Origin of the sequence: Yinghuangia sp. ASG 101 (assembly GCF_021165735.1) — a bacterium.
Classification (GTDB): Bacteria; Actinomycetota; Actinomycetes; order Streptomycetales; family Streptomycetaceae; genus Yinghuangia.
In genome coordinates this window covers 936381-948945 of the sequence record NZ_CP088911.1, presented here as the reverse complement: position 1 = coordinate 948945, position 12565 = coordinate 936381, and the positions used below count along the sequence as shown (strand labels likewise).

At 71.8% G+C, this 12565-nt stretch carries 14 protein-coding genes; 10 read left to right on the top strand and 4 right to left on the bottom strand.

What is annotated here, in order from left to right; all coding sequences use genetic code 11:
* Positions 1–243: 243 nt before the first annotated feature.
* The 3 genes from LO772_RS03705 to crcB all read right to left on the bottom strand — a co-directional run bounded on the left by LO772_RS03705 (position 244) and on the right by crcB (position 1900).
* Positions 244–888, bottom strand: a complete 645-nt coding sequence (locus LO772_RS03705; RefSeq protein ID WP_231776891.1) for a hypothetical protein — start codon at positions 886–888, stop codon at positions 244–246.
* A 173-nt stretch (positions 889–1061) separates the two neighbouring features.
* On the bottom strand, positions 1062–1433 hold the full coding sequence (locus LO772_RS03700; RefSeq protein ID WP_231776890.1) for a fluoride efflux transporter FluC: 372 nt from the start codon (positions 1431–1433) through the stop codon (positions 1062–1064).
* Complete coding sequence (gene crcB, locus LO772_RS03695) at positions 1430–1900, bottom strand: fluoride efflux transporter CrcB (RefSeq protein WP_231776889.1); 471 nt, start codon at positions 1898–1900, stop codon at positions 1430–1432. Before crcB ends, LO772_RS03700 begins: the two co-directional genes overlap by 4 nt.
* A 191-nt stretch (positions 1901–2091) precedes the next feature.
* Between crcB and LO772_RS03690 the strand changes: the two genes are divergently transcribed.
* Positions 2092–3078, top strand: a complete 987-nt coding sequence (locus LO772_RS03690; RefSeq protein WP_231776888.1) for an urea transporter — start codon at positions 2092–2094, stop codon at positions 3076–3078.
* A gap of 43 nt (positions 3079–3121) precedes the next feature.
* Positions 3122–3427: an urease subunit gamma gene (locus LO772_RS03685; protein WP_231776887.1), complete on the top strand. Its 306-nt coding sequence runs from the start codon at positions 3122–3124 to the stop codon at positions 3425–3427.
* Here the strand turns inward: LO772_RS03685 and LO772_RS03680 are convergent.
* Positions 3417–4235 (bottom strand): hypothetical protein, encoded by an 819-nt coding sequence (locus tag LO772_RS03680; protein WP_231776886.1) that lies wholly within the window; start codon positions 4233–4235, stop codon positions 3417–3419. The two genes, LO772_RS03685 and LO772_RS03680, sit on opposite strands and share 11 nt — an antisense overlap.
* A gap of 130 nt (positions 4236–4365) precedes the next feature.
* On the opposite strand from LO772_RS03680, the gene LO772_RS03675 reads away from it, so the two are divergent.
* From LO772_RS03675 to LO772_RS03640, 8 genes are all read left to right on the top strand, one after another.
* A complete protein-coding gene (locus LO772_RS03675) occupies positions 4366–4803 on the top strand; it encodes an urease subunit beta (RefSeq protein ID WP_231776885.1) in 438 nt (145 codons plus the stop codon).
* Positions 4803–6527, top strand: coding sequence for an urease subunit alpha (ureC, locus tag LO772_RS03670; RefSeq protein ID WP_231776884.1), 1725 nt, complete (start codon positions 4803–4805; stop codon positions 6525–6527). The genes LO772_RS03675 and ureC overlap by 1 nt, the downstream gene beginning before the upstream one ends.
* A gap of 4 nt (positions 6528–6531) precedes the next feature.
* Positions 6532–7284 carry an urease accessory protein UreF gene (locus LO772_RS03665; RefSeq protein WP_443089363.1) on the top strand — a complete coding sequence of 251 codons (753 nt, stop codon included), beginning with the start codon at positions 6532–6534 and terminating at the stop codon, positions 7282–7284.
* 55 nt (positions 7285–7339) lie between these two features.
* Positions 7340–7966, top strand: coding sequence for an urease accessory protein UreG (ureG, locus tag LO772_RS03660; protein WP_231776883.1), 627 nt, complete (start codon positions 7340–7342; stop codon positions 7964–7966).
* On the top strand, positions 7963–8904 hold the full coding sequence (locus LO772_RS03655; protein ID WP_231776882.1) for an urease accessory protein UreD: 942 nt from the start codon (positions 7963–7965) through the stop codon (positions 8902–8904). The genes ureG and LO772_RS03655 overlap by 4 nt, the downstream gene beginning before the upstream one ends.
* A 58-nt stretch (positions 8905–8962) precedes the next feature.
* Positions 8963–10312, top strand: a complete 1350-nt coding sequence (locus LO772_RS03650) for an ammonium transporter (RefSeq protein ID WP_231776881.1) — start codon at positions 8963–8965, stop codon at positions 10310–10312.
* Positions 10313–10376: 64 nt separating this feature from the next.
* On the top strand, positions 10377–11483 hold the full coding sequence (locus LO772_RS03645) for a hypothetical protein (RefSeq protein ID WP_231776880.1): 1107 nt from the start codon (positions 10377–10379) through the stop codon (positions 11481–11483).
* Between the two features lie 410 nt (positions 11484–11893).
* Positions 11894–12508 (top strand): hypothetical protein, encoded by a 615-nt coding sequence (locus tag LO772_RS03640; RefSeq protein ID WP_231776879.1) that lies wholly within the window; start codon positions 11894–11896, stop codon positions 12506–12508.
* The last annotated feature ends 57 nt before the right edge of the window (positions 12509–12565 follow it).

Genomic DNA, 12565 nt, shown 5'->3' with positions numbered 1-12565 from the left:
CGGACTTCGCGCCGACCGGACCGCGCCCACGGGCCCGGCCCGGCCGAACGCCGCCACGGGACGGCTACCCGGGATCCCCCCTCGGGTGGCCGTCCTGTCGGGTCCGGAGTGTCAACCACATGCCCGTCGAGGCTCACGTCCACCGGGATCCAGGGGACGACCACGCGCGATCGGACACGATCGCACGCGGCCTGACGCCGTCCCCGGACGGTCGGTGAAAGGCCGAGGGCCGTGCCGGAGCCGCTACAGGTGGGCGATGGCGGCCTGCGCGAGTCGCACCAGTTGGTCGCGGGGGATGACCTCGCCAATCTTGTGGGCATGGATGCGGATGGTGAGGGTGCCGTCGGTGTATTCGCGTCCCGCGACGAGCCCGTTGAACGACGAGCCGTCGTAGGTGTAGGCGGCTTCGAGCAGGCCCGGGACGGGAACGCCTTGCCCACCGTTGATCTCGAGCTTGGCGGCTTCATCCGCGCTGAACAGGCCTTGCGCGTGTATCCACACCGATATCGACGCCGAGTCCCAGATCTTCGGACCGTCGAACGCGCAGGTGCCGGGGACCCGCGACTCGGCGGTGGTCACCTCGATTCCGGTGATCGCGCGGATCTGGTCGGTGGTGAGCAGCGCACAAGGGTCGGTGCGGAACTGGCTGGGGGCCGGGCCGAAGGTGGACGACGGTGACGGTTCCTCCGTGACCAGGGGGCTGCTGCGCGGTCTCCTCGTCGTCGGCGACGAGGACGGCGGATCGGTCGGGTCGACCGTCGGAGCCGACGGGGGAGCCGACACCGACACCGGTGCCGGGTCGGCAGGTGTTCCGGTGGTGCTCACCGCCTTGTCGTCCGATGTGTCGCTGCAGCCGGCCGTCACCACGGCCAGGACGGTTGCACTCACGGCGGCTCCGATCAGCCTCCGTCGTCGGGCGCGGGCCGTGCGGCGGACCATGTGACCTCCCAGGTTGCTCCGCTTGTCCTTGAATGTGTGGTGGAGCCACCTTGAGACGCGCACCGCTCCGTCCGGGTTCCCGCTGCGCGTTCGGGACCGCGCGTGCGGGACCGTCCCGCCGGTCACCAGATCGCGTCGGCCACCGCCGCCCCCGCGAAGGCGAGTCCGATGCCGAACGCGACCGTGACCGCGAGGTAGATCCCGGCCGCGGCCGTGCGCCGCGACGTGCCCATCGTGAGCAGTTCGTACGAGAACGTCGACCACGTCGACAGGGCGCCGCAAAACCCGGTCGCCAGCAGGAACTTCGTATTGGGTCCGATCCCGCCCCGGGCCGCGGACTCGGCGAGGAAGCCCAGCAGCAGCGCCGCGCCGCTGTTCGCGATGAACGTGCCCCAGGGGATCGTGGTCGGCCACCGGGCCTTCACACCCTTGCCGATCAGATACCGCACCGGGGCGCCGAGCGCGCCGCCGACGAAGATGAGCAGCCAGTTCACGGCACGCGCCCTCCCCGGACCGCCGCCGGTCCCAGGAGCAGCACACGGCCGATCACGGTGCCGAGCCACACACCGACCAGCGCGCCGACGATCGTGAGGAAGAGACGGGCCATCGCGTACCCGATCTCGTCGTTGTCGATGAGCCTGCGGACGTCGTCGGTGTACGACGAGAACGTCGTGAAGCCGCCGAGGAACCCGGTGCCCAGCATCGGGTTCACCACCGCGGGGGCGTTCCGCCAACGCTCTTTCAGGACGACCATGAGCACGCCCATGACCGTGCACCCGACGATGTTCGTGACCGTCGTCGCCCAGGGGAAGTCGTGCGGCCCGGCGGTCCAGTTGTCCTCGACCGCGAAGCGGGCGACGGAACCCGTACCGCCGCCCACCGCGACCGCGCCGACCAGTGTGAGTGGTCCCGGACCCGCCGATTTCGCCGGATGAGCGGCGTCTTCTCGTGATGCGGGCACGCCGCGACCGTACGGCCGTCGCGCGGGGCCCGCATCTCCGTGCCCGCAGACGGGTTGACGTTCCGCACGTTCGGCGCCGTACCGGTTGGTAGCCGAATCGACGCCGTGGATCGGGACATATGCGCCGTGCCCGTTCGCGCGGCTCCCGCCGCGATTTCCCCCGCAGCCCCCGCCCGAGACAGGGAGCGCATGTGCCTTCGCTGACCCGGGTCCTGGACCCCGGCACGGACCAGCGCCGGAAGACCGACCCCCTCTTGGCGTCGATCCGCGGATTCGGCCAGGTCGACCTGCAGTCCAACCTGGTCACCGGCCTGGCCATCTTCGCGGCCCTGTGGGTGTCGGGCTGGGAGGTCGGGCTCTTCGCCACGATCGGCACGCTGGCGTCGACCGCGACCGCCGTGCTGCTCGGGGTCCCCCGGCGGCACGTCGTCTTCGGGCTGTACGGCTACTGCGGCTGCCTGACGGGCATCGCCTTGATCACCTCGCTCGGGCACCACGGCTCGACCTACATCCTCACCGTCGCCGCCGCGGCGCTCTGCGCGATCCTGACCGCGACCCTCACCACGTTCTTCGCGCCCTACGGGCTGACCGCGCTCACCGCTCCGTTCTGCCTGATCTCGGGCGTCATGGTGCTGGGGGCGCCGTCGTTCGAACGGGTGTGGCACGGCGGCAGCCGGACCAAGCTGTCGAGCGCGACCAAAGGCGGCACGTCGCTGTCGTGGAACGACCTGTGGCACGGCTTCTTCTCGAACGTCTCGCAGATCTTCCTCGTCGACGAGTGGTACGTCGGGCTCATCATGCTCGCGGGCCTGTGCGTCGCGGGATGGCGCGTGGGACTCTTCGCGGCCCTCGGCAGTGTCGTCGGCATCTTCACCGCGTGGGCGCTGGGAGCGCCGTCCACCCTGGTCGAGAACGGCATTTACGGCTACAACGCCGTCCTCGTCGCCATCGCCGTCGGAGCGGTGAAGCTGCGCGCGGACCTGTGGGGCGCCGGCTACGCGCTCTTCGGGGCCGCCGTCTCGACCGGGCTGACCGCGTCGATCACCAACCTCTTCAAGCCCTTCGGCGGCCACACGTTCACGTGGCCGTTCATCCTCACCACCTGGATGCTCATGGCGGCCGTCCCCCGTCTGGCGCGGCCACGCCTGCCGGAGCCCGCCCCGCAATCCGCCGGCTGACCGCCGGTCGACCGCCGAATCCCCGCATGAGAAAGGAAGTTCGATGAACCTGGCGCCCCGGGAGATCGACAAGCTCCTCGTCTACGTGGTCGCTGACCTGGCCCGCAAACGGCGTGAGCGGGGGCTCAAGCTGAACTACGCGGAGTCCGTCGCGCTCGTCACCGAGGCGATCCTGGAGGCGGCCCGCGACGGCAAGACCGTCGCGGACTGCATGGAACTGGGGCGCCACGTCGTCGCCGAGAGCGAGACGATGCCCGGCGTCCGCGCGATGCTCGGGCTGCTCCAGGTGGAGGCGACCTTCGTCGACGGGACCAAGCTGGTCTCCTGCCATGACCCGATCAGTGGCTGACAGCCGGCTCGCCGGCACCGCGGTGATCGTGGTCGGCGGCCACGAGAGCGCGTACGGCTCCGCCCTCGCGCCGCTGCTCGGCCCGCACACCGCCGTCTCGGCACCCGGCCGGGACCTGCGCGGCCACGTCGCCCGCCTGCTCGGGCTCGGCGCGGACCGCGTGTGCGTGGTCCCCATGACGGCGGGGCGCGACGAGAACCTGGTGCACGACACCGCCGCGACGCTTGCCTGGTCGTCCTCCGGGGACCGCGAACCGGTGCTGCTGGCAACGCCGTTCGCCACCGCCGCACACGCGATCGCGTGGCTGCGCACGGCCGCGCTCACCATCCCGGCCGACGCCGCGCTCCTGATCGCCGGGACCTCGGGGACCCCGGACGACGACGCCGAGTTGTTCCGCATCGCCCGCCTGGTGCGGCAGTTCGGACGCCACCGGCTCGTCGAACCCGCGCTGATGGGCGGCGATCCGGATCTGCCCGAAGGCGTACGCCGGTGCCGGTTGCTCGGCGCCGACCGGGTGGGCGTACTGTCGGCCGGCTTCGCGGTGCCGGAACTGACGGGCCTGACGGGCCTCACGGGCCCGCCCGACCCGCCCGATCCGGCCGATCCGGCCGATCCGAGGACCCCACCGCATTCCACGGCCCCCGCGGCCCCGGCCGGCGAACGTCCCCGCGCCGCGGTTCCGCTCCTGTCGCCGGCGGTGGTCGCCGCGGTCGTGGCCACGCGCGTGGCCGACGCCGTCCGCCGGTTCGCCGAATCCGGCGACACCGGGATCACCGAGGGCCTGGCCGGCGGCCACGGCCACTCCCACGGCCACTCCCACGGCCACTCCCACAGCCACCCCCACCCCCGCGCCGACCCCCACCCGCACCCCCACGAGCAGCCGCCCGCCCGACCCGGCGGCACGGCCCCGAGCATCCGCACCCCCACAGGAGCACCCCATGGTTTTCCGGCAGAAGTACATCTACGGCGACGACCCCGTCGAGATCAACGCCGGCCGCCGCACCCTGACGGTGACCGTGCGCAACCGCGGCGACCGACCGGTCCAAATCGGTTCGCACTACCACTTCTTCGAGGTCAACGCGGCCCTGGAGTTCGACCGCACGCCGACGCTCGGCATGCGGCTCAACATCCCGGCGGGGACGTCCGTGCGCATCGAGCCGGGCGCCACCCGCGAGGTCGAGTTGGTCGCGTACGGCGGCACGGGGCGCCTGGTCGGGTTCAGCGGCCTGCTCAACGGCAGCGTCATCTCGCACGCCGCGCGCGTCGAGGCGGTGCGGCGGGCGATCGAGCAGGGGTTCCAGGCCGCCGACGACTCGGCCGCGAGCGGCAAGAGCCACAACAGTTCCGGCAGCAAGTCCACGAAGGGTTCCCGCTGATGCCTGTCCTGTCCCGCAAGCAATACACGGACATGTTCGGCCCCACGGTCGGGGACCGCTTCCACCTCGGCGACACGAATCTCGTCGTCGAGGTGGAGAAGGACTTCAGCGAGGGCCTGTACGGCGACGAAGTCCTCTACGGCGGCGGCAAGACCATGCGCGACGGCATGGCGTCCGACCCCCAGGCGACCAGCGCGCAGGGCGCGTTGGACACGGTGATCACCAACGTCGTGGTCATCGACCCGATCCTCGGTGTCGTCAAGTGCGACATCGGCATCAAGGACGGCCTCATTGCCGGGATCGGGAAATCCGGCAACCCGCAGACCCAGGACGGCGTGGACCCGCGCCTGGTCATCGGGCCGGGCACCGAGGCCATCGCCGGCGAACACCTCATCGCGACGGCCGGCGCGATCGACTCCCACGTCCACCTGATCGCGCCGCAGCAGGCCGAGCAGGCCCTGACCAACGGCATCACGACCCTCGTCGGCGGCGGCACCGGCCCCTCGGACGGCAGCAACGGCACCACGTGCACGCCCGGGCCGTACAACATCCACCGGCTGCTCCAGGCGTGCGAGGGCATGGCCGTCAACGTCGGCATCATGGGCAAGGGCAACGGCAGCCGGCCGGACGCCCTCGCCGAGCAGATCGAGGCCGGCGCGTGCGCGCTCAAGGTGCACGAGGACTGGGGCTCGACCCCCGCCGTCATCGACAACGCCCTCAACGTCGCCGACCACTACGACGTCCAGGTGGCCATCCACACCGACAGCCTCAACGAGGGCGGCTACTTCGAGGACACCCGCTCGGCGTTCGACGGCCGGACGATCCACACCTTTCACAGCGAGGGCGCGGGCGGCGGGCACGCGCCGGACATCCTGCGCGTCGTCGGCGAACCGAACATCCTGCCCTCGTCGACGAACCCGACGCTGCCGTACACGGTCAACTCCGTCGACGAACTGCTCGACATGGTCATGGTGTGCCACCACCTGAGCCACGACATCCCCGAGGACGTCGCGTTCGCCGACTCCCGGGTGCGCGCCGAGACGATCTCCGCGGAAACCGTGCTGCACGACCTCGGCGCGATCAGCATGTTCTCGTCCGACTCGCAGGCGATGGGCCGCGTCGGCGAATCGGTCACCCGCTGCTTCCAGACCGCGCACCACAACAAGGACAAGCGCGGCAGGCTCCCCGAGGACTCCGAACGCAACGACAACCAGCGGGTGCTGCGCTACCTCGCCAAGGTGACCATCAACCCGGCCATCGCCACCGGGATGTCGGAGCACATCGGCTCCCTGGAGGCGGGCAAGCTCGCCGACATCGTCCTGTGGCCGATCCACTCCTTCGCGGCCAAGCCGAAGATGGTCATCAAGGGCGGCATCATCTCGTGGGCGCAGATGGGCGACCCGAACGCGTCGCTGCCGACCCCGCAACCGGTGCGCTACCGGCCGATGTTCGGGCTCTACGGCCGCGCGCGGCAGGCCACGCACGTGACGTTCATGTCGCAGGCCGCCGTCGCCGCCGGGGTGCCCGAGCAACTGGACCTCAAGCGCACGGTGTTGCCGGTGCGCACCACCCGCACGATCGGCAAGCACAACATGGTCCGCAACAACCTGGTCCCGAGGATCGAGGTGGACCCGGAAACGTTCAAGGTCACCGTGAACGGCGAGGTGGCCGCGATCGAACCGGCGGAGAGACTGCCGCTCAACCAGCTCTACTTCCTGGCCTGAACCCGTGTACGACGAGAACACCGCCGGCGCCGGGAGTGTCCGGGACACCCCCGGGCATCCCGCCGAACTCCCTGCCCTGGCACCGCTGTTGGCCGCTCTCCAGCTCACCGACTCGGCGTTCCCCAGCGGCTTCTACACGCTGTCGCACGGACTGGAGGGATACGCGCAGGCCGGCGCCGTCACCCCGGAGACGGTGCCGGACCTGCTGCACGACCTGCTGCGGCACGGAGTCGGCCCCGGCGACGCCACCGCGCTCGTCCTCGCCCACCGGGCCGCGCGGGCCGGGGAGTTCGAGGCGGTGGCGGCCGTCGACCGGCGGCTGTTCGCGACGAAACTCAACCGCGAGGTGCGGATGGCGTCGGTCCGCACCGGCCGGCAGATGATCGACCTGGCCGCCGAGGTCTTCGGCGGCCGGGCGGCCACCGCCTACGCCGGGGTCGTCGCGCGCCGCGAGGCCCCGGGCACCCAGGCCGTGGCCGCCGGGGTGATCCACGCCGGCAACGCCGTCCCGGTCGAACACGCCGTCGCCGCCGACCTGTTCGCGTTCTGCGCGGGCTTCGCCGGGGCGGCGCTGCGGCTCCGCCTGACCGACCACCGCCGCGCCCAAGTGCTCGTGCGCGGCGCCGCGCCGGTGATCGAGGAGGTCGCGGCGGCGGCACTCACCCGCGAAGCGGCCGACCTGGGCGGCCACACCTTCGGGGCGGACGTCATGTCGGGCCGCCACGAACGGGCCGAGGCCCGGCTGTTCGCCACCTGAGCCGGCGTGCCGGTCGGCGGAATCCCCACCCCTTTCGAGCCACAGGAGCGAGGACATGGAGCAGGACAACGTATTGCGGATCGGTATCGGCGGCCCGGTCGGGTCGGGGAAGACCGCCCTGATCGAGGCGCTGGTCCCGGTGCTGGTCGCGCGCGGGCGGCGGCCGGGCGTCATCACCAACGACATCTACACGCAGGAGGACGCCCGGCACATCCGCCGCACCCTCGCGGGCGTCCTCGACGAGGATCGCGTCGTGGGCGTGGAGACAGGCGCCTGCCCGCACACCGCGGTCCGCGACGACCCGACGATGAACCTGGCGGCCGGGGCCGAACTCCTGGACCGGCACCGGGACATCGACACCCTGTTGTACGAGAGCGGCGGCGACAACCTGACGCTCACGTTCAGCCCGGCGCTGGTCGACGTGTTCGTCTTCGTCCTCGACACCGCCGAGGGCGACAAGATGCCGCGCAAACGCGGCCCCGGCATCACCGACTCGGACCTGCTGGTGATCAACAAGACCGACATCGCGCGGTACGTGCGCTGCGACCTGGCGGTCATGGAGTCGGACGCGCACCACGTGCGCGACGACCGCCCGGTGGTGCTCACCGACTGCCTGACGGGCACCGGCGTCGACGACGTCGCGGACTTCGTGGAATCCCGTCGCGGGGTGCTGACGCCGTGACGGCCGCCGCGAGCCCCAGGGACAGGATCGACCGGGCGGGCGACCGGGTCCCGCCCGAATTCGCGGCCCTCGCGGGAGTCCCGGACACGCTCCCGGCGTGGTCGCCCGCGAAGGCCGGGGTCCTGGACCTGGAGTTCGCGTACCGCGGCGGCCAGACCGAACTCGTGGGCCGCTACCAGAAGTCGCCGCTCCAGATGATGCGACCGCTGTACATCGACCCGCACCTGCCCGACATGGCGTTCGTGTACGTCATGGTCACCGGCGCCGGGGCGACCCAGGCCGACCGGTACCGCACGGACGTCGTGTGCGGGCCGGACACCCGGGTGCACGTCACCGGGCAGGCCGCCACGAAGGTCCACCGGATGGAGTTCGACTACGCGACGCACCGCGTGGGGCTGCGCGCCGCGGCCGGGGCGTACCTGGAGTACCTGCCGGACCCGGTCATCCCCTTCCGTGACGCGCGGTACTTCCAGCACACCGATGTCGTCGTCGAACCGGGCGCCACCGTCGTGCTCGGTGAGACGGTCGTCGCGGGGCGGATCGCGCGTGGTGAGCGCCACGCGTACCGGGTCCTGGCGACCGACCTCGAAATCCGGCGGCCGTCCGGCGCGTTGCTGGCGATCGACACCCTCCGGCTGGAGCCGGGCCGGGGTGCCGGGGTGCTGGGGCCGGGTGTCCTCGGAGGCCACGACCTCGTCGCGTCGCTGTTCGTCGTCACGGACCGGGTGCCGGCGGACGACGTGGCCCGTGCCCTGCTCGGCGCGCTCGACGGCCGCGGCGTGCTGTCCGGGGTGAGCGTGCTGCCGGACGACTGCGGCGCGTGGGCCCGCGTCCTCGGCGACGACGAGCCGGAATTGGGCCGGGCCCAGCGGGCGGCATGGGACGCCGTGCGGCGCCTGCTCACCGGGACGCCCGCGCCCGACCTGCGCAAGCCCTGACCGTAGCGCCGCCCCGGCGTCCGACCAGGCGCCGCCGCCCTCGAAGTGGAGCAACGCGATGCTGACCGCACCACCTCCGATGCCGCCCGCGTACAACTCCGGCGACACCGCCTGGCTGCTCGCCGCCTCGGCGATGGTGCTGCTGATGACGCCGGGCCTCGCGTTCTTCTACGGCGGCATGGTCCGCACCCGGCACATCCTGGTGATGCTCAAGATGAGCTTCTGGTGCCTGGCGAGTGTGTCGCTGCTGTGGTGGGCGATCGGCTACACGCTCGCGTTCGGCCCGGACGTCGGCGGGGTGGGCCTGATCGGCGACATGGACCACGCGTTCTTCCGCGGCATCGAGATCAACACGCTCAGCGGGTCGATCCCCACGTACGTGTTCGGCACCTTCCAGATGACCTTCGCCATCGTGACCGTGGCCCTGATCAGCGGCGCGATCGCCGGGCGCGCGACGATGCGCGGCTGGCTGTGGTTCTCCTCGGCGTGGCTGCTGCTGGTGTACGTGCCGATGGCGCACTGGGTGTTCGACAAGGACGGCTGGATCGTCGACCACCTGGGCGCCCTCGACTTCGCCGGCGGGCTGCCGGTCGAGCTGAACTCGGGAATCGCCGGGCTGGCGACCGCCATGGTGCTGCGCGGCCGGCCGGACTTCAAGCGGATCGAGGAACGGCCCAACAACATCCCCCTCGTGGTGATCGGCGTCGCGCTGCTGTGGTTCGGCTGGTTCGGCTTCAACGCCGGCTCGGCGCTCAAGGACCAGGGGACCGCGGCGGCGGCGCTCATCAACACGCAGCTGGGGGCGGCGGGCGCGATGATCACCTGGCCGCTGGTGGAGAAGTGGCGTACCGGCAAGGTCACCATGCTCGGCGTCGCGTCGGCGTCGGTGGCCGGCATGGTCGCGATCACCCCCGCGTGCGGCGAGGTCAACACCCTCGGCGCGGTGGTCACCGGGCTGGTGGCCGGGTTCGTGTGCGCGTTCGCGGTGACGCTGAAGTTCCGCATCGACGTCGACGACACCCTGGACGTGGTCGGCGTGCACGGCGCCGGCGGACTGGTCGGCCTCATCATGGTCGGGCTCATGGCCACCGCGCGCATCAGCGGCAAGGAAGGGCTGTTCTACGGCGGGGGCGTGTCGTTGCTGTGGCGGCAGCTGGTCGCGATCGCGGCCGTGGCCGCCTACTCGTTCGCCGTCACGTGGCTCATCGCGAAAGTCGTCGACAAGACCGTCGGATTCCGGACGAAGGAGGTGTACGAGAACACTCCCGGCGAGGAGACCGAGCGGGCCTACGACTTCAGTACCGCCGAGCGGCTGGGCGCCCTGGTGCGGGGCAAGCCGGTGACCGACGACGACGAACTCGTCGGCCGGATCAAGGATTTGCTGCGTGCTCGGGAGGACGCCAAGTGAGTGCCGCCGCCCGCTTGCCGGGATGCGCCGGACCGGCGGCGGGATTCCTGAGAGAGTGTGTCGTATGAACTCCCCGCTTCCGTTGGACGACGTCCTCGCCGACGCCGCCCCGCTCCTCGACGATCTCGACCCGCTCCAGGCCGAGCTGTGGTGCTCCGACTTCCTGGGGGCCTTCTGGCTCCAAGGGGTCTCGGAGGTCGCGGCCGATCTGCTGCCGCACCTGGAGAAGGCCGCGAGCCCCGAGGCCAACCTGCTGTGCCACACCCTCGCCGCGTTCGGCGTCGAGGGGGCCGCGGACGCGGCCGAGCGGCTCACCGCGTCGGGGGTGCGCGCACCCGCGTGGGCGGGGGCGCCCGCGGCCGTCGCGGACGCGTGCTTCCGGTACGGCGACGACTTCGGCGACCAGGAGTCGTTCCTGTGCTCGTTCGTCCGCGACGGCGCCGCGCACGCGGTGTTCGTGCTGGTCGACCACACCCTCGGCGGCCTCGCCAAGGACGCCTTCGTCGTCGACGACGTGCCGTCCGCGCTCGCGGCGCTCCAGGAGCAGTGTGCCGACGACCCGTTCAGCAGCGTCACGCCCGTTGACGCGGCGGTCGCCGGGGCCCGCCTGACGCGTGCGCTCGCCTTCACCGACGCGGCCGGCGGTGACGACCCCGAGCTATCGGAGGAACTGGGCGAGGACTTCCCGGCCACGCGCGCCTTCGCGCGGGCGCGGGTCGCGACGCTCCCGGCCGGTGCCGCCGACGCCACCGACCAGGCGTACGAAGTCGACGCCCTCGTAGGGGAGTTCCTGGCCGCGCCCGAGGCCGCGGAGCTGGCCGACGCCGCGTGGGCGGGTCGTCTCGTGACCGTCTGGGCCGAGCACATCGCCGCCGCCGGGGACGACCCGCGGCGTATGAGCCCGGGGCGGATCGAGGAGCTTCTGGTCGACGTCACACCCGGTGCCGTGCTGCTCGACGCCGAGGGCCGGGCGGCCGTCCCGGACGTCGCGCGCGCCTGGCTGGCCTGGTCGCTGCGCGGCACGTGGGGCGCCTCGCTGCCGGAGGCGGCCACCGCGTACCTCGGCGAGGTGCTGGCCGAGGTGTTGGACGAATTCCCCATCGGATACCTGGACTTGCAGGCCGTGTTGTACCGGCACGGCAACGCGGACACCGTGGACCTGCGGGGCTGACCGCGCGGCACACGGACGGGCGATCGCACGCCCTTCGGTGCCGGGCCCACGATGCGGCACCCTTCGGGCGGCGGCCTTCTCGGCCGCCGCCCGACGCGTTCCCGGGCCGCCGCCCGCGCGGACCCTGCATAAAGAACGCGTTAAGATTGCCGGGGTTCGGCAATGCGCCGAAGCGACCGCGGCGTGCAGGATCGTCGCGGCGGCGGTCTTCCGCTGTGAAACGCGGGCAACTCCCCGATCGGCAGGGCCCCTTCGTCGGCCTGGTCCGTGGTGTGCCGTGGTTGCCCCCGGTGCGTATCGCCGCCGCACGGAACACGCGTGACAACCGAGACCGCCGACCGCGACTGGACTGACGAAATCTCACCACAGCTCACGAAAAACGACGGAGCGCAACGGAAAAGGGGGCGGCGATGGGCGAGTTCGCCGCAGCGGTGTTCTCCTTCCCGGCCATGGTCTGCACGTTCGCCCTGATCGTCGTGGCCCTGTTCTGGCTGTGCGTCCTGGTGGGCGCGCTGGAGCACGACACCTTCGACACCGGCGCCGGCGCCGACGCACTCGGCCTGGGCGGGGTCCCCGTCACGGTCAGCGTGTCCCTGCTGGTGGCGCTGTCGTGGGCGCTGAGTACGACCGGGGGCATCCTGCTCCACCGCGCCCACCTGCCGTCATCCGGAAACATGGCCGCGGGCACCGGCGTGCTGGTCGGCGCCATCGCCGTCTCCTGGGCGGCCACCCGCATGCTCGTCCGACCGCTCCGCCATCTGTTCCCCGACGAACCCGGGCCGTCCCGCCTCGACCTGGTCGGACGCACGTGCACGATCCGCACCGGCCGAGTCGACGCCCACTTCGGCCAGGCCGAGGTGGCCACGCGGGACGGCGGTACCGCCATCGTGCAGGTCCGGCAACACGGCACCGACAGCTTCTCCGCCGGAGTCACCGGACTGCTGTACGCCTACGACGACACCGGCGAGTTCTTCTGGGTCGCGCCCTTCGAGGCGGCGCTCGACCCGGGCTCACCGGCCGTCTGACCACCGGTTCGTCTCTTCGCCGGTCCGCCGCGCCCCGCACCGGGCGTGTGCGGCGGG